Origin of the sequence: Streptomyces solitudinis, from assembly GCF_036323765.1 — a bacterium.
In the GTDB taxonomy this organism is placed as follows: Bacteria; Actinomycetota; Actinomycetes; order Streptomycetales; family Streptomycetaceae; genus Streptomyces.
The window spans coordinates 622,549-638,373 of the sequence record NZ_JAZDCW010000003.1; the positions used below are offsets into that span (position 1 = coordinate 622,549).

General features: G+C 75.6%; 15 protein-coding genes and 1 other RNA gene. 10 read left to right on the plus strand and 6 right to left on the minus strand.

Annotation, left to right across the window (positions count from 1 at the left end):
• Positions 1-40: 40 nt before the first annotated feature.
• Complete coding sequence (gene yaaA, locus V1J52_RS10280) at positions 41-868, minus strand: peroxide stress protein YaaA (protein WP_330139341.1); 828 nt, start codon at positions 866-868, stop codon at positions 41-43.
• 82 nt (positions 869-950) lie between these two features.
• Between yaaA and rnpB the strand changes: the two genes are divergently transcribed.
• From rnpB to V1J52_RS10300, 4 genes are all read left to right on the plus strand, one after another.
• Positions 951-1,349, plus strand: an RNA gene (rnpB, locus tag V1J52_RS10285) — RNase P RNA component class A.
• A 322-nt stretch (positions 1,350-1,671) separates the two neighbouring features.
• Positions 1,672-3,483 (plus strand): glycosyl hydrolase, encoded by a 1,812-nt coding sequence (locus V1J52_RS10290; RefSeq protein WP_330139342.1) that lies wholly within the window; start codon positions 1,672-1,674, stop codon positions 3,481-3,483.
• A gap of 157 nt (positions 3,484-3,640) precedes the next feature.
• The gene (locus V1J52_RS10295; RefSeq protein ID WP_330139343.1) at positions 3,641-5,278 is read left to right on the plus strand and encodes a S15 peptidase family protein; all 1,638 of its coding nucleotides are present in this window, start codon (positions 3,641-3,643) and stop codon (positions 5,276-5,278) included.
• Between the two features lie 51 nt (positions 5,279-5,329).
• A complete protein-coding gene (locus V1J52_RS10300) occupies positions 5,330-6,217 on the plus strand; it encodes a PhzF family phenazine biosynthesis protein (protein ID WP_330139344.1) in 888 nt (295 codons plus the stop codon).
• 27 nt (positions 6,218-6,244) lie between these two features.
• Here V1J52_RS10300 and V1J52_RS10305 read toward each other — a convergent pair whose 3' ends face one another.
• Together V1J52_RS10305 and V1J52_RS10310 are read right to left on the minus strand one after the other, a co-directional pair.
• Entirely contained in the window at positions 6,245-6,490 is a 246-nt protein-coding gene (locus tag V1J52_RS10305; RefSeq protein ID WP_330139345.1) for a hypothetical protein, read from the minus strand.
• A gap of 146 nt (positions 6,491-6,636) precedes the next feature.
• Entirely contained in the window at positions 6,637-7,542 is a 906-nt protein-coding gene (locus V1J52_RS10310) for an SDR family oxidoreductase (protein WP_330139346.1), read from the minus strand.
• A gap of 109 nt (positions 7,543-7,651) precedes the next feature.
• Between V1J52_RS10310 and V1J52_RS10315 the strand changes: the two genes are divergently transcribed.
• The 4 genes from V1J52_RS10315 (at position 7,652) to V1J52_RS10330 (ending at position 12,870) form a co-directional block, all read left to right on the plus strand.
• Positions 7,652-9,286, plus strand: coding sequence for an alkaline phosphatase D family protein (locus V1J52_RS10315; RefSeq protein WP_330139347.1), 1,635 nt, complete (start codon positions 7,652-7,654; stop codon positions 9,284-9,286).
• Between the two features lie 84 nt (positions 9,287-9,370).
• Positions 9,371-10,798 carry a multidrug effflux MFS transporter gene (locus V1J52_RS10320; RefSeq protein WP_330139348.1) on the plus strand — a complete coding sequence of 476 codons (1,428 nt, stop codon included), beginning with the start codon at positions 9,371-9,373 and terminating at the stop codon, positions 10,796-10,798.
• Positions 10,771-11,889, plus strand: coding sequence for a serine hydrolase domain-containing protein (locus tag V1J52_RS10325; protein ID WP_443075786.1), 1,119 nt, complete (start codon positions 10,771-10,773; stop codon positions 11,887-11,889). The genes V1J52_RS10320 and V1J52_RS10325 overlap by 28 nt, the downstream gene beginning before the upstream one ends.
• A 9-nt stretch (positions 11,890-11,898) precedes the next feature.
• A complete protein-coding gene (locus tag V1J52_RS10330; protein ID WP_330139349.1) occupies positions 11,899-12,870 on the plus strand; it encodes a small ribosomal subunit Rsm22 family protein in 972 nt (323 codons plus the stop codon).
• 38 nt (positions 12,871-12,908) lie between these two features.
• On the opposite strand, the gene ddaH is transcribed toward V1J52_RS10330, so the two are convergent.
• Together ddaH and V1J52_RS10340 are read right to left on the minus strand one after the other, a co-directional pair.
• A complete protein-coding gene (ddaH, locus tag V1J52_RS10335) occupies positions 12,909-13,715 on the minus strand; it encodes a dimethylargininase (RefSeq protein WP_443075787.1) in 807 nt (268 codons plus the stop codon).
• Positions 13,716-13,810: 95 nt separating this feature from the next.
• Positions 13,811-13,981, minus strand: a complete 171-nt coding sequence (locus tag V1J52_RS10340) for a DUF6243 family protein (RefSeq protein ID WP_330139350.1) — start codon at positions 13,979-13,981, stop codon at positions 13,811-13,813.
• 116 nt (positions 13,982-14,097) lie between these two features.
• On the opposite strand from V1J52_RS10340, the gene V1J52_RS10345 reads away from it, so the two are divergent.
• Positions 14,098-14,784: a TetR/AcrR family transcriptional regulator gene (locus V1J52_RS10345; RefSeq protein WP_330139351.1), complete on the plus strand. Its 687-nt coding sequence runs from the start codon at positions 14,098-14,100 to the stop codon at positions 14,782-14,784.
• A gap of 115 nt (positions 14,785-14,899) precedes the next feature.
• Positions 14,900-15,637: a bifunctional DNA primase/polymerase gene (locus tag V1J52_RS10350; protein ID WP_330139352.1), complete on the plus strand. Its 738-nt coding sequence runs from the start codon at positions 14,900-14,902 to the stop codon at positions 15,635-15,637.
• Positions 15,638-15,703: 66 nt separating this feature from the next.
• Here the strand turns inward: V1J52_RS10350 and V1J52_RS26110 are convergent, their stop codons facing one another.
• The gene (locus tag V1J52_RS26110; protein ID WP_443075796.1) at positions 15,704-15,820 is read right to left on the minus strand and encodes a CysS/YqeB C-terminal domain-containing protein; all 117 of its coding nucleotides are present in this window, start codon (positions 15,818-15,820) and stop codon (positions 15,704-15,706) included.
• Positions 15,821-15,825 lie beyond the last annotated feature (5 nt).

Consider the following 15,825-nt stretch of genomic DNA (forward strand, 5'->3'; position numbering starts at 1 on the left):
CTTGTGAAACACCTGTTGCGCCATCCGCAACGCGAAGCGTTCAGTGCACCTCGGTGACGACGACGTCGAGCCGCCAGGGCTGACCCGCGCGCGTCGGCGCCGCCGTCTCGACGCGGTGGCCCAGCCGCTCCAGCGTCCCCGCCAGTTCCTCCGGCGTGCCCGGCTCCGCGCCGTCCTCCAGGAGCGAGCGGACGAGGCGGCCCTTGGTGGCCTTGTTGAAGTGGCTCACCACCGACCGCTTCTCCACGCCGCCCACCACCTCCGACTGGAGCACCCGCACCGTCGCCGTCCGCTCCGCGAGGGCACCCTTCGGCTTCCACATCGCCGCGTACGCCGACGACCGCAGGTCCAGCACCAGCCCGTCGCCCGCCGCCTCGGGCAGCACCGACTCCAGCGGCCCGCGCCAGAACGCGCCGAGCCCGCCGGTCCCCGGCAGCTTCACGCCGCCCGAGCACCGGTAGGACGGGATCGGGTCCCCGACGCGCAGGGCGCCCCACAGCCCGGAGAACACCAGCAGCCACCGTCCGGCCCGCTCCCGCGCGGCCCCGTCCAGCGAACCGAGCCCCAGGGCGTCGTACAGCACACCGGTGTAGATCTCACCGGCCGGCCGCACCGGCGCCGTGCGCAGCGCCGCGTTCCGGACGATCTCCCCGCGCAGCCCCTCGCTGAGACCCAGCACCTCCCGGGCCTTGGTGTCGTCCTGGGCCGCGCCCTCGCACAGCGCCACCAGCTCGGCCAGCACCCGCTCCCTGGCCTGTGTCAGCCCCGGCAGCGACAGGGCGTCCAGCCGCAGCGCGGCCTGCGCCCCGCCCCCGGGCTCCGGCTCCGGGGACGCCTTCCCCTCGGACGGCGGCAGCAGCACCAGCACGGACCCTCACCCTCACCCACGACGACGTACAGGCAGCGACCAGCAAGGGTACGCCGCTGGCGTACGATGGCCGCACGGCAGACGAGCCGTGCGGGCGGCCGCGGCCCCACCCCCGGGTGGTGTCGAGGAACGTCCGGACTCCGCAGAGCAGGGTGGTAGGCAACACCTACCTGGGGCGACCCACGGGACAGTGCCACAGAAAACAGACCGCCGGAGCCGCGAGGCCCCGGTAAGGGTGAAACGGTGGTGTAAGAGACCACCAGCGCCCAGGGTGACCTGGGCGGCTCGGTAAACCCCACCCGGAGCAAGGTCAAGAGGAGCCGTTCCGGCGGCTCTGCGCGGACGCCAGAGGGCTGCTCGCCCGAGTCCGCGGGTAGACCGCACGAGGCCGATGGTGACATCGGTCCCAGATGGATGGCCGCCGCCCGGCCGCCCGCGAGGGCCCCGGGCACAGAATCCGGCGTACAGCGCGACTCGTCTGCCCTCAGGGCCCTGGCCAGGGCTCACGTCCTGGCCAGTCCGGGGCCGCGCGCCCTCGGTGGTGCGCGACCACGTCCACGGCGATCCTGAGGCGTTGCCCCGCCGGGCCCCTGGCCTTGCTGGTGCCGAGGGTGCCACGGACCGGGAGCACCCCCGAAGGCGGTCCGCATGCAGGGGCGGACCTTGACGCTGCGGGAGTGGCCGACGAGCCGGCCGGGGTGTGGCGTGTGTGACTCCTTGACATGCGCGCGATCAGGCGGTCGAATGAGGCCGCCTATGGGAGCGCTCCCAAACCGTGCTGCCCGCGCCGCGCTGGAGGAGACATGGAACTCCGCACCGCCGTCCGAGGAGCCGTGGCCGCGCTGGCCGCCGTGCTCGCCGTCACCCTGGCCCTGCTCGGGGCGCCGCCCCCGGCCGCCGCCGGGCAGCCCGGGACCGCCCAGGACGGGAGCGGGCAGGCCGCCGGGCAGGGGGACGCCGAGCGGTACGAGGCGGAGGACGGCGAACTGCACGGCGTCTCCGTGGCCGCCACCGCGCCGGGGCACTCGGGCACCGGGTACGTCGAGGGCTTCGACCAGGCCGACGACCGGGTGACCATCACCGTCCCCGACAGCCCCGGCGGGCTCCACGAGCTGACGGTGCACCACCGCGCGCCCTACGGCCAGAAGAACGCCGTCCTGCGGCTCAACGGCGACGGGCTGGGCGAGGTCACCTTCCCCGAGGGCACCGAGTTCGCCGCCGCACCGGCGGGCAAGGTGCTGCTGGCGCCGGGGACCAACACCATCACGGTGGTCAACGGCTGGGGCTGGTACGAGATCGACGCCATCACGCTCGCCCCCGTCCCGCCGCGCCCGCCGCACCAGGTGACCGGCGAGCCGGTGAACCCGCGGGCCACCCCGGAGGCCCGGTCCCTGCTGCGCTACCTCGCCGACCACTACGGGACGCACATCCTCAGCGGCCAGCAGGACATGGCCGGGATCAGGTGGCTGGAGGAGAACATCGGCCGCGCCCCGGCCGTCGCCGGGCTGGACATGATGGACTACTCGCCCAGCCGCGTGGAACGCGGCACCACCTCCCAGGAGATCGAGAACGCCCTCGCCTGGGACGAGCGCGGCGGCGTCACCACCTTCGTCTGGCACTGGAACGCGCCCACCGGGCTGATCGACGAGCCGGGCGGCCGGGAGTGGTGGCGCGGCTTCTACACCGACGCCACCACCTTCGACCTCGCCGCCGCACTGGCCGACCCGCAGTCCGAGGAGTACGCGCTGCTGCTGCGCGACATCGACGCCATCGCCGGGGAGCTGGCCCGCCTGCGCGACGCCGGTGTGCCGGTGCTGTGGCGGCCGCTGCACGAGGCGGAGGGCGGCTGGTTCTGGTGGGGCGCCAAGGGGCCGGGCCCGGCCAAGGAGCTGTACCGGCTGATGTACGAGCGGATGACCGGCCACCACGGGCTGCACAACCTCGTCTGGGTCTGGAACTCCGTCGACCCCGCCTGGTACCCCGGGGACGACGTCGTGGACATCGTCAGCGCCGACTCCTACGCCCCGGCGGGCGACCACGGCCCGGTCAGCGGCCCCTACGAGAAGCTGGTCGAACTGGGCGAGGACCGCAAGCTGGTGGCCCTCACCGAGGTCGGCCCGATCCCGGACCCGGACCTGCTGGCCGCCTACGAGGCGGACTGGAGCTGGTTCGTCACCTGGTCCGGCGACTTCCTCACCGACGGCCGCACCAACTCCCGCGCGCACCTGGAGCACGTCTACGGCCACCCCCGGGTCGTCACCCTGGACGAGCTGGGCGACTTCAAGCAGCACGGCGGCTGCACGGCCACCCACGAGGTCACCGACCGCTGGGGCACCGGCTACCTGGGGTCCGTCACCGTCACCGGCACCGGCGAAGGGACCGCCGACACCTGGCGGGTGGCCTGGCGGCTCCCGGCGGGGCAGGGCGTGTCCGGCTCCTGGGGCGCCGACGTCACGGCGCGGGCTTCCGGTGACGCCGCCACCACGGCCGTGCGCGCCGTGCCCGCCGCGTGGAACGCCCGCCTGGGGCCGGGCGGGCAAGCCGTCTTCGGGCTCGTCGGGGGCACCGCCCTGCCGGACGACGTCGTGCCCGCGCCGAGCTGCACGACCGGCTGACCGCGGGCGCCCGGTGCTCGGGGCGTGACAAGCGGCGGACGGGGCTTCATCGCCCTGGGCAAGACCGGCCTTCGGCCGGTGCGGGACGGGCGCGGCGGCGGTAGCGTCGCCGCGCCAGCCCACCCGTTCCGCCCATGTCGTCCCCCGGAGGCCGGGCATGCGTCTGCGCGCCACCACCGTCCTCGCCGTCGTCCTCGGCCTGCTTGCCGCCGCCGCGCCGCCCGGTGCCGCCGTGCCACCGCCCTTTGCCGCCGTGCCGCGCGCGGACGCGGCGGCGGAGGTGCGCACGACGCACCGCCGGCCGCGCATCCCCGTGGGCGACGGCGTCTCGCTGGAGTCGTGGATCACCGAACCGGCCGCCCCGGGCCCGCACCCCCTCGTGCTGTTCCCGACCTCCTGGGACACCAACGCCTGGGCGAACGTCTTCCCGGCGGCCCGGATCGCGCAGCGGGGCTACGTCGTGGTGTCGTACACGCCGCGCGGGTTCGGCGCCTCGGACGGACGGTTCGACGCCGGGGGGCCGCTGGACGTGGGGGACGTCTCGGCGGTGCTGGACTGGGCGCTCGCGCACACCGACGCCGACCCGGGACGCGTCGGCATCACCGGGCTGTCGCTCGGCGCCGCCCTCAGCCTGCTCGGGGCGGCGCACGAGCCGCGTCTGAAGGCGGCGGCGGCCCTGAGCGCCTGGGCCGACCTGGAGGCCGGGTTCCGTCCCAACGACACCCGCAAGGCCACCGTCATGGACCTCGTCTACCGTTCGGCCACCCAGGGCACCGGACGGGTGCCGAGTGCCGAGGCGGCCGAGCTGTTCGACACGGCCAGGGACGATCCGGAGCGGTTCGCCGAGCTGGCGGGTGCCCGCTCGCCCGTACGCCGCGTGGCACAGATCAACCGCAATGGCACGGCCGTCTTCCTGGCGCACGACTGGAACGACGTCGCCTACCCCAGCGACCAGATGATCGACTTCTACGGCCGGCTCACCGTGCCCAAGCGGCTGGAGCTGCGGCCGGGTGACCACGCCAGTGCCCTGATCCCCGGCATGTTCGGCGCCGACAGCCCGGTGTGGAACGCCGCGCTGCGCTGGCTGGACGCCCACGTGGCCGGCACGGACACCTCCCTCACCCGCGAGCCGCCGCTCATGGCCGTCATCCGCGGACCGCAGGGCCCGCCCGTCACCGAGCACCACGCGGACTGGGCCAGCTTCACCGGCCGCGCGCGCCGCTGCCCGCTCGGCGGACGCGAGGGGCTGCTCCTGCCCACCGGTGACCTGTGCGGCAGCCCGGACGCCACGTGGTCCGACGGCGTCACCGTGGGGCTGAACCGGGTGGCGACGCCGGGGCTGCCCATGGTGGGCGGCTACTTCCTGGAGCACTTCATCGGGACGCCGCCGAACGCGCCGCTGGCCCTGGTCGACCGGCACCACGCGGGCGTGTGGCACAGCGGACGGCTCGACCGCACCTGGCGGCTGCGCGGCCGCGTCTCGCTCAGCATGGAGATCACACCCGGCGCGCCCGGGGGGTCGGTCTTCGCCTACCTGTACGACATGGAGTCCGGCGGCCGGGCGTCCCTCATCGACGAGGCCCCCTTCTCCTGGCGCGACGCCACCCCCGGGCGGCCGTTCACCCTGGACCTCGACATCGCTCAGGTCGGCTACGACGTGCCCGCCGGGCACCGCCTGGCGCTGGTCGTGACCACGGACGACTACCTCTACGCGTCGCGCAACGAGATGTCCGCCCCGATGTCCTTCGGTTCCACCGGGGCCGCCCCGGCCGCGCTCACGGTCACGGTGCGCTGAGTCCGGCCCAGGGCGCGGAATAGCGCGGTGGCGGGGGCGGTTGGGGGCGGCATGGACGAACGTGACGTTGAGGGGCCCCGGGTCCTGCGGTATGCCGCTTTCTCGGCCGTGCCGGAAGGGGGCAACCCGGCCGGGGTCGTGCTGGACGCGGCCGGGATGGACGACGCCGCGATGCTGGCCGTCGCGGCCCGCGTCGGGTACTCGGAGACGGCGTTCGTGACGCCGCCGCCCGAGGGGCTCGCGGCGCCGGAGGGGCGCGGGTTCACCCTGCGGTTCTTCAGCCCCGTCGCGGAGGTGCCGTTCTGCGGGCACGCCACCGTGGCCACGGCCGCGGCCCTGGCGGCGCGCACGGGGCCGGGCGAGCTGGTGTTCGCCACCCCGGCGGGCACGGTGCCGGTCAGCGTCGCCGGGACGGAGGCCGGGGGGCCGCGGGTCACGCTCGGCAGCGTCGCCCCGCACACCGAGGACATCGCCGGGGCGGACGTCGCGCCGTTCCTCGACGCGCTGGGGTGGCGCCCGCAGGAGCTGGACGCCTCCCTGCCGCCGCGGATCGCCTACGCGGGGGCGCGCCACCTGGTGCTGGCCGCCGCCACACGGGAGCGGCTGGCGCGGCTCTCCTACGACTTCGACCGGCTCCGGGCGCTGATGCTCGCCCGCGATCTGACGACGCTCCAGCTCGTGTGGCGGGACACGCGGGACGCGACCGTCTTCCACGTGCGCGATCCGTTCCCGGTGGGCGGTGTCGTGGAGGACCCGGCCACGGGCGCGGCCGCCGCCGCGCTCGGCGGCTACCTGCGCGAGCTCGGGCTCGTCCCGGACGACGCCCGGCTCACGCTGCACCAGGGCGTCGAGCTGGGGCGGCCCAGCGAGCTGACGGTGGAGCTGCGGCAGGGCGACACCCGCGTCTACGTCTCCGGCGCGGCCGTGCCCATCGGCTGAGCGGCGCCTCCCGGGCGCGGCCGGGGGTCAGGCGCCGTCGTCCGGGTGCCAGGCGGCGGGCCAGGACTCGTCCCGGTCGACCCAGTGGACCTGCTCCGGATCGGCGAGGTCGATGTCGGGGAAGACCTCCCGCACCCGGGGCTCCAGCTCCTCCTCGCTCAGCGGCTCCCAGCCGACGCCGCGCAGCCAGACGAGCCGGTAGCCGTGGGGGTCGTCGCCGAAGGACCCCACGACGACCCGGTACTGCGGATCGGCCGGGCGGTGCGTGTCCATGGTTCCACCCTGGGCCGACCGCCCGGCCTCCGCATGCCGGAGGCCGCCATTCGTCGTAGGGGCCCGCGTCACGGGCGCGGGGGAGCGGAGGCGGCCAGTCGGGTGCCCGCCCGGAGACCGGAGTGACATACCGGGCGAAATGCGGCTCAGCCGCGTCCGATGTACGGCATGGTGGTCGCCACGACCGTGGCGAACTGGACGTTCGCCTCCAGGGGGAGTCCGGCCATGTGGAGCACCGTGCGGGCGACGTCGGCGGCGTCCATCACCGGTTCGGCGGCCGTCGTGCCGTCGGCCTGGAGGACGCCCGCGCGCATACCCGCCGTCATCGGCGTGGCCGCGTTGCCCACATCGATCTGTCCGCAGGCGATCCGGTGCGGACGGCCGTCCAGCGACAGCGACTTCGTCAGGCCCGTCACCGCGTGCTTGGTGGCCGTGTAGGCCAGGGAGTGCGGGCGCGGGACGTGGGCCGAGACCGAGCCGTTGTTGATGATGCGCCCGCCCTGCGGTGACTGCTCCCGCATGGTGCGGAAGGCGGCCTGGGCGCACAGGAAGGCGCCGGTGAGGTTCACGTCCACGACGGACCGCCAGTCGGCGTAGGCGATCTCGTCGGGCGGGACGGCCGGGCCGAACGTCCCGGCGTTGTTGAACAGCAGGTCCAGGCGGCCAAAACGGTCGCGGACGGAGGTGAACAGGCCGGTGACCGACGAGGGATCGGTGACGTCCGCCGGCACCACGGCCACGCGCTCCCCGGCGCCGCCGGCCAGCGCCGCCGTCTCCTCCAGCGCGGCGGCGCGCCGCCCGGCCAGCGTCACCGACCAGCCCGCCGCGGCCAGCGCCAGCGCGACGGCCCGCCCGATGCCGGAGCCGGCCCCGGTCACCACCGCGACCCCGGCCCCGCCCCCGCCGCCCGTGCCCGCGGCGCCGGTGCTCCCGGGCGCCCGCCCCGGGGCCCCGGCCGCACCGGTGGGCCCTCCCGCCCCGTGCGCACCGGCCGTCCCGCCGGGGGCGGACGCGCCACCGCCTCCCGTCAACGATTTGTTGATGTCCGTCATGCCCGCAGCGTACGGGACGCGCCGGACGGGGACGGCCGTCATCCGATGGCCATGCGGCCGTCGCGTCCGTGCCCACCGGGTGCCGCCCGGGCCCGGTGCACTCGCAGCCATGACGACCCCCGGGAGCGCAGCCAGCGAACTCCGCGCCGCCGCCCGCCACCTGGGCCGCCGCCGGTTCCTGACCGTCACCGGCGCTGCCGCGGCGCTCGCCTTCGGCACGAACCTGCCCCAGACCGCGCAGGCATCCCCGACACTGAGCCCCATGAAGCTCACCGAGGAGCCGTTCACTCTCGGCGTCGCGTCCGGCGACCCGCAGCCCGACTCCGTGGTCCTGTGGACCCGGCTCGCGCCCCGGCCGTTCGAACCCGACAGCGGACTGCCCGCGAAGGCGGTGACCGTGCACTGGGAGATCGCCCTCGACGAGCGGTTCCGCCGCGTCGCGCGGCGCGGCACCGCCACCGCCCACCCCGAGTACCACCACGCGGTACACGTCGAGGCGGCGGGCCTGCGCCCCGGCGCCGACTACTTCTACCGGTTCCGCGCCGGCGCCTGGATCAGTCCCGTCGGACGCACCCGCACCGCGCCCGCCGCCGGCGCCGCCCCGGCCGCGCTGCGGTTCGCCCTCGCCGCCTGCCAGCGCTACGACCACGGCTACTACACGGCGTTCGGGCACCTGGCGGCCGAGCAGGACGTGGACGCCGTCCTGCACCTGGGCGACTACCTGTACGAGTACGCCGTGGGCGCGGCGGCGGGCTCGCGCGGCTACACCGGCGACCGGGCGCTGCCCGCGCACTTCGGCAAGGAGACGCTGACGCTGGAGGACTACCGGCTGCGCTACTCCCTCTACAAGAGCGACCCCGACCTCCAGGCCGCGCACGCCGCGCACCCGTGGATCGTCACCTGGGACGACCACGAGACGGAGAACAACTACGCGGACGACGTCCCCGAGAACAGCGTGCCTCCCGAGGAGTTCCTGATCCGCCGGGCCGCCGCCTACCGCGCGTACTGGGAGAACATGCCGCTGCGCAGGCCCCAGCGGCCCGCCGGGGCGGACCTGCGCCTCTACCGGCGGCTGCACTACGGCACGCTCGCCCAGATCGACGTGCTCGACACCCGCCAGTACCGGGACGACCAGGCGAACGGCGACGGCTGGAAGCTGCCCACGCCCGAGTCGCGGGACCCCTCGCGCACGATGCTCGGCGCCGCCCAGGAACGCTGGCTGGCCGACGGCTGGCGCACCTCCCGGGCCACCTGGAACGTCCTGGCGCAGCAGGTCGTCCTCGCCCGGCGCCGGGACCGCGTGGAGGGCCCGTGGCCGCTGTCCATGGACGCCTGGGACGGCTACCCCGCGGCCCGCGAACGGCTGCTCGCCGCGGCCGACACCGCGGGCGTCCGCAACCTGGCCGTCCTCACCGGTGACGTCCACGTGCACTACGGCCTCGACCTCAAGCGCGACGCGGACGACCCGGCCTCCCGGACGGTGGGCGTGGAGCTGGTCACCAGCTCCGTCACCAGCGGGCGCGACGGCGCCGAGCGGCCCGCCAACTGGCAGGCCCTCATGGACGCCAACCCGCACCTGCGGTTCTACGACGGGCGCCGCGGCTACCTGCTCCTCGGCCTCACCGAGGAGCGGCTGCGCGCCGACTACCGCACGGTGCCCGCCGTGACCACCCCGGGCGCCCCCGTCACCACGGCCGCCTCGTTCGTCTCGGAAGCCGGCTCCCCGGGGCTGCGCCGGGTGTGACCGGACCGACCGGTCAAAGCGCTGGGACCGGGGCGGTCGTGCTGGGAGAATGTGTGAGTCGTTAACAAACTCCTGGAGAGGTGCATGTCCGACCCCGGTCCGTCCTCCTCGGCCGCCGCCACCGGTACCGCCGCCGCCCGCGAACCCGCCGCCCACACCACCGGCACCACCACCCCCGTCGTACCCGCCGCGCGATCCGCGGCCGACGGTGCCCGTGCCACCGGGACCCCGGCCTCCGAGACGGTGGTCGCCTCCTCGGCCACCGCCTCCGCCGCCCCGCCCGCCACCGCCCCGGGGCCGCAGCTGACCCGGCGGCAGAAGGCCGGGCTGCTGCTGACCCTCATCCTCGGCAGCCTCACCGCCCTGCCCGCGCTGTCCATGGACATGTACCTCCCGGCGCTGCCCGAGGTCGGCGGCGTCTTCGGCAGCTCCGCCGCGCAGGTACAGCTCACCCTCACCACCTGCCTGCTCGGGCTCGCGCTGGGCCAGGTGGTCGTCGGCCCGATGAGCGACCAGTTCGGCCGCCGCCGCCCGCTGCTGGCCGGGCTCGTCTGCTACGTGGTGGCGAGCGCGGCCTGCGCCTTCGCGCCGAGCGTCGAGGCGCTCACCGTCTTCCGGCTCCTCCAGGGGCTGGCCGGTGCGGCGGGCATCGTCATCGCCCGCGCGGTCGTCCGCGACCTGTTCGACGGGCTGGCCATGGCCCGCTTCTTCTCCACCCTCATGCTCATCTCCGGCGCCGCGCCGGTGCTGGCGCCCGTCCTCGGCGGGCAGGTGCTGCGGTTCACCGACTGGCGGGGCGTCTTCCTCATCCTCGCGGGGATGGGCGTGGTGCTCACCCTCGTCACGGTGCGGTGGCTGCCCGAGACGCTGGCCCCGGCCGAACGGCACAGCGGCGGCCTGCCGCAGGCGCTGCGCTCGATGCGCGGACTCCTCGCCGACCGCGTCTTCACCGGCTACCTGCTGGCCGGTTCGCTGGCGTTCGCCGCGCTGTTCGCGTACATCGCCGCGTCGCCCTTCGTCATGCAGGAGATCTACGGCGCCTCGCCGCAGACGTACAGCCTGCTGTTCATGGTCAACTCCATCGGCCTCGTGGCCACCGGGCAGCTCAACGGCAAGGTGCTCGTCGGGCGGGTCAACCTCGACCGGGTGCTGCTGGCCGGGCTCGGCGTCATCGCGACGGCCGCCCTCGCGCTGCTGCTCATGACGTCGGGGGTCTTCGGCGAGGTGGGCCTGGTGCCCGTCGCCACCGGTCTGTTCGTGCTGATGTCGGGCATGGCGCTGGTGCTGCCGAACTCCAACTCCCAGGGCCTGCTGCGCGCCCCGCACGCCGCCGGCTCCGCGTCCGCGCTGCTGGGCACCTCCCAGTTCCTCATCGGCGCCGTCGCCTCACCGCTGGTGGGCGTCGCCGGTGAGCACACGGCGGTGCCGATGGCCGTGGTGCAGCTCGTCACGGTCCTGCTCGCCGCGCTCTGCTTCCTCACCCTGTGCCGCCCGTGGCGCCGCGAGGGCTGACCCCCGGGCCGCCGCGGCGGGCGGGCCTGGACGCCGCCGAACTGGCCGCCCTCGCCGGGGACGTCGACGCCCTGCCGGGACGCGGCTGGTGCGGCGGCGCCGTGGTCGCCGCCGGGCGCGGTCCGTACCTGGCGCTCGAACACGCGGCGGGCTGGGCGCTGCGCTGGACGGCCGCCGGGACGGAGGCGGAGCACCCCGAGCCGGTGCGCACGGACACGCCCTTCGACCTGGCCTCGCTGACGAAGCTGTGCACGGCGATCGTGGCCGTGCGGCGGGCCGAGCGCGGCGCGGTCGCACTCGACCGCGAAGTGGCCGCCTACGTGCCGGAGTTCGCGGCGGCGGGCAAGGAGCGCGTCACCGTGCGGCAGCTCCTGACGCACACCTCCGGACTCCGCGCCGAACTGCCCTTCCACGACGGGCACGGGCTGGAGCTGCTGTGGCGCGAACCGCTCACCGAGAGCGGGCGCTGCTACTCCGACCTGAACTTCCTCGCGCTCCAGGCGGTGCTGGAACGCGCCACCGGGCAGCGGCTGGACGCGCTCGTGCGCGCCGACATCACCGGGCCGCTCGGCATGACGGCCACCGGCTTCGGACCCGTGCCCGGCGCCGCGGCCACCGAGGACCAGCGCCGCCCGCGGGCCAAGGCCGACCGGGGCATGCTGCGCGGCACCGTCCACGACGAGAACGCCCACGCCCTCGGCGGCGTGACCGGCCACGCCGGGCTGTTCGCCACGGCCCGCGATCTCGCGGTGCTGTGCCGGGCGCTGCTGGCAGGGGGAGAGGTGGACGGCGTCCGGGTGCTCAGCCCGGCCTCCGTCGCCCTGCTGCTGGACGCGCCGGGGCTGGGGTTCGCCGTCGACCAGCCGTGGTTCATGGGGGAGCTGGCCGGACGCGGCGCGGCCGGGCACACCGGCTTCACCGGCACGAGCCTCGTCCTGGACCGGGCCACGGACACCTTCCTCGTCCTGCTGGCCACCACCGTGCACCCGGTGCGCCCGCGCTCCGCCGACAGCCGTCCGCGCGCGGCGGCCGCCACCCGGCTCCACCGGGCCGTGCTCCGGGCGGGCCGCGCGCCGGACGCGTCCGCTTAAGCTGCTGGGGTGCACGACGAGAGACTGCGGGCCGCGCTGGACGGGCTGCTGGACGGGCTGCCGCCGAAGCAGGCCGCGGCGGCCGTCGAGCGGCTGATCGCCAGCTACCGGGGCGCCACCCCGACCCACACACCGGTCCTGCGCGACCGCGCCGACGCCGCCGCGTACGCGGCCTACCGCATGCCGGCGACCCACGGGGCCGTCAGCGCGGCGCTGGCGGCGCTGGCCGCGCGGCTCCCGGGCTGGAGCCCGGCCACCCACACCGACCTCGGCGGCGGCACGGGCGCGGCCACCTGGGCGGTGGCCGGCACGTGGCCCGGGGAGTGCGCCAGCACCGTCGTGGACTGGGCCGGACCGGCGCTCGCCCTCGGCCGCGAACTGGCCGGGGGCGTCCTGCCGGACGTCACCTGGCACCAGGCGCGCCTGGGCGGCCCCGGCGTGCCGGACGCCGACCTGGTCACCGTCTCCTACGTGCTGGGCGAGCTGACGGAGCCCGACCGGGACGCGGTCGTGGACGCCGCTGCCCGGGGCGGGCGGGCGGTGGTGGTCGTCGAGCCGGGCACCCCGGACGGGTACCTGCGCGTCCGGGCCGCCCGGGACCGGCTGCTGGCGGCGGGGCTGCGGGTGCTGGCGCCCTGCCCGCACGGCGCCACCTGCCCGATCACCCCCGGCACCGACTGGTGCCACTTCGCGGCGCGGGTCAGCCGCTCGTCGCTGCACCGGCGGGTCAAGGGCGGCACGCTGCCGTACGAGGACGAGAAGTACAGCTACGTCGCCGCCGTACGCGATCCGGACGCCGCCCCGGGCGGGCCGGCGGCCCGCGTCGTGCGCAGGCCGCAGATCCGCAAGGGGCAGGTGCTGCTCGACCTGTGCACCGCGTCCGGGGAGCTGGCCCGCACGACGGTCACGAAACGCGACCGCGACGCCTACCGGGCGGCCCGGGACACGCAGTGGGGCGACCCGTGGCCGCCCGTTCCGTGACGGCGGGCGCGGCCGGTGACGGCGGCGGGCCGGGCGGCTCACCGCAGCTCGGCCGTGCAGCACTTCACGCTGCCGCCCCCCTTGAGCAGTTCCGTCAGGTCGACCGGTACCGGTTCGTAGCCGCGCTCGCGCAGGGGCCGGAACAGACCGGCCGCCGCCTGTGGCAGCAGCACGTGGTGGCCGTCGCTGACGGCGTTGAGGCCGAGCGCGAGCGCGTCCGCCTCCCCGGCGAGCAGGGCGTGCGGGAACAGCCGGGCCAGGACGGCGCGGCTGCCGGGCGAGAACGCGGCCGGGTAGTACATGACCTCGCCGTCCGTGGCGTCGTCCAGCACGCACAGCGCGGTGTCCAGGTGGTAGTAGCGCGGGTCCACCAGGTCCAGGCCGATGACCGGGCGGCCGAAGAACTCCTGCGCCTCGGGGTGGGAGAGCGGGCTGCTGCGGAAACCGCGTCCGGCGAGCAGCCAGGAGGCGGTGACGGCGAAGTCGCCCTCGCCCTCGTTGACGTGGCCGGGTTCGCGGACGTCGGTGTAGCCCCGCTCCCGGTACCACGCGCGGTGCGCGGCCGCCTCCCCGGTCCGTTCGGGGTGGGCGAAGCGGGCGCCGAGCACCCGCCCGTCCACGACGGTCGCGCCGTTGGCGGCGTAGACCATGTCGGGCAGGGCCGGATCGGGCCGCAGTTCCTCGACGGTGTGGCCGAGCGCCCGGTAGCGGTCGCGCAGGCCCTCCCACTGCGCGACGGCGAGCGGGAGGTCGACGGGTTTGGCCGGGTCCATCCAGGGGTTGATGGAGTACGTGACGCGGAAGTGCGCCGGTGGGCACATCAGGTAGCGCCGGGGTGCGTACAAGGAAGGCTCCTCACGGGATCGCCGTGCATCGTGCGCACATCGTCCTCCGCGAGGAGCCTTCCGCGCAGTGATCCGTACGGGTGGTTCACATCCGTTCAGCCGCGGGACTCCCTTAGCCGGCGCAGGAGTTCGCGCTTCTGCGCCACCGGGTCCGGACCGCCGGCCGGGCGGCCGGTGCCGCCCCGCGCCCCGGACAGCCTCCCGCGGGACAGGTGGCTCCGGGTGCCGCCGACGCCCAGCATGTTCCCGCCGCGTCCCCTGCTCATGAGCGGACCTCCTCCGTGGTCGTGTGCCGTGTGCTGACGGACACCACTATGAGACGAGACGGCCCGTCTCGTCAAGACGGTTCGTCTCGTCTTCGGGTGCTTGCTAGATTCGGCCCATGGCCACCACACCCCGCCCCCGCGCCGCGGCCCCCTCCCGCCCCGAGCCTGGTTCCGGAGCCCGGTCCGACGCCCGCGCCGGGGCCCGCCCCACCCGCACCCCGGACGCGTCCCGCCGCAGCGAACGCTCCCGGCGCGCCATCCTGGACGCGAGCATCGAGGTCGTCGGCGAGGTCGGCTACCACAAGCTCACCATCGAGGCCATCGCCGCCCGCGCGGGCGTGGGCAAGCAGACCATCTACCGGTGGTGGCCCTCCAAGGCCGCCGTCCTCCTGGACGCCTTCACCGCGCGCGGCGAGGACCCGGAGTACGACGGCGGCCTCCCCGACACCGGCGACCTCGCCGCCGACCTCAAGACCGTGCTGCGCGCCACCGTGGACGAGTTCAACGACGCCGCCTTCGAGGCCCCCTACCGCGCGCTGGCCGTGGCCGGAGCCGCCGACGCCGACCTGTCCCGGCAGTTCGCCGAGCGCCTGAGCGAGCCCGGCCTCGCCGTCTACCTGACGCGGCTGCGCAGCGCCCAGGAGGCCGGGCAGATCGCCCCGGACGCGGACCTGCGGCTGGCCACGGACCTGCTCACCGGACCGTTCTTCCAGCGCTGGCTCATGCGCACCGGCGGGCTCACCCACGCCTTCGCCGACGCGCTCGTCGACACCGTGCTCGCCGGCCTGCGCCCCCGCCCCTGAGACCGGGCTCACGCCCGCCGGGAGCACTCCGGATTCCCGGACCGGCCCGTGTGTTCCGTATCCTCGGGAACCTCAGCCGTGGACGGCCGGGTGCCCAGGCAGCGAAGGGGAGCGTATGGAACGCGAGAGCAGGTTCTCCGGATGGCTGCGACGGCGGTCCAGGAACGCCGACAGCCGGGCGGCCCAGGCCGCACGCCTCCGGGAGGACCTGCTGCTGGGGGCCGCTGCGGCGGGATTCCCCCTCGCACCCGCCGCCCACCCCGAGGGCTACGGCTGCTCCTGCGAGCGCATCGGCTGCCCCACGCCCGCCCGGCACCCCCTCTCCTTCGCCTGGCGCACCCAGGCCGCCACCGGCCCCGAGCAGATCGAGCGGTGGGCCCGCGAGCGGCCGCAGGCCAACTTCGTCACCGCCACCGGACTGGCCCACGACGTGCTGGACGTCCCCTTCGAGGCGGGGCGCGCCGCGCTGGAGCGGCTGGAGGACGAGGGCGTCGAGGTCGGCCCTGTCGCCGTGCTCGGGGACGACCGCATGCTCTTCTTCACCACCACCCGCGGCACCCCCGACGACGAGGACGAGTGGTGGCCGTGCGAACTGGACTGCCATCCCGAGACGATGGACGAGCACCCCGGCCTGCGCTGGCACTGCCGGGGCAGCTACGTGCTGGTGCCGCCCTCGCGGCTGCCGGGCCTCCACGGCCCCGAGGTCGGCTGGGAGCGCGCCCCCGAGCGTCCGCTGCCCGACCCGCTCACCCTGCTGGAGGCGCTCACCGACGCGTGTGCCGCCTACGCCGACACCGCCCCGGGACAGGACTACCAGGACTTCCAGGACTCCGCCGCCTGGCCGGTGCGCTGACCGGGCCCCGCCGCTGCGTTCCCGGTGCCCTGGTGCTCCCCGGCGTCCGATGCCCGGTCGTGCGGCTCAGCGGAAGGTCCGCCAGTACTGACGCCGCTTCTCGTCCCTGACCACGACGCCGGGGCGGGCCAGTTCCGCGCGCAGTCCCCGGACGTCGTCCGCGGACGGGATTTTCTTCTCCAGCGACC

What these genes read in the sequence shown, in the direction of transcription:
- V1J52_RS10310 (WP_330139346.1), bottom strand. Translation starts at nt 7,542, where the DNA reads ATGACGGACATCAACAAATCGTTGACGGGAGGCGGTGGCGCGTCCGCC.
- V1J52_RS10315 (WP_330139347.1), top strand. Translation starts at nt 7,652, where the DNA reads ATGACGACCCCCGGGAGCGCAGCCAGCGAACTCCGCGCCGCCGCCCGC.
- V1J52_RS10290 (WP_330139342.1), top strand. Translation starts at nt 1,672, where the DNA reads ATGGAACTCCGCACCGCCGTCCGAGGAGCCGTGGCCGCGCTGGCCGCC.
- V1J52_RS10305 (WP_330139345.1), bottom strand. Translation starts at nt 6,490, where the DNA reads ATGGACACGCACCGCCCGGCCGATCCGCAGTACCGGGTCGTCGTGGGG.
- V1J52_RS10295 (WP_330139343.1), top strand. Translation starts at nt 3,641, where the DNA reads ATGCGTCTGCGCGCCACCACCGTCCTCGCCGTCGTCCTCGGCCTGCTT.
- V1J52_RS10300 (WP_330139344.1), top strand. Translation starts at nt 5,330, where the DNA reads ATGGACGAACGTGACGTTGAGGGGCCCCGGGTCCTGCGGTATGCCGCT.
- V1J52_RS10320 (WP_330139348.1), top strand. Translation starts at nt 9,371, where the DNA reads ATGTCCGACCCCGGTCCGTCCTCCTCGGCCGCCGCCACCGGTACCGCC.
- V1J52_RS10350 (WP_330139352.1), top strand. Translation starts at nt 14,900, where the DNA reads ATGGAACGCGAGAGCAGGTTCTCCGGATGGCTGCGACGGCGGTCCAGG.
- V1J52_RS10345 (WP_330139351.1), top strand. Translation starts at nt 14,098, where the DNA reads ATGGCCACCACACCCCGCCCCCGCGCCGCGGCCCCCTCCCGCCCCGAG.
- V1J52_RS10340 (WP_330139350.1), bottom strand. Translation starts at nt 13,981, where the DNA reads ATGAGCAGGGGACGCGGCGGGAACATGCTGGGCGTCGGCGGCACCCGG.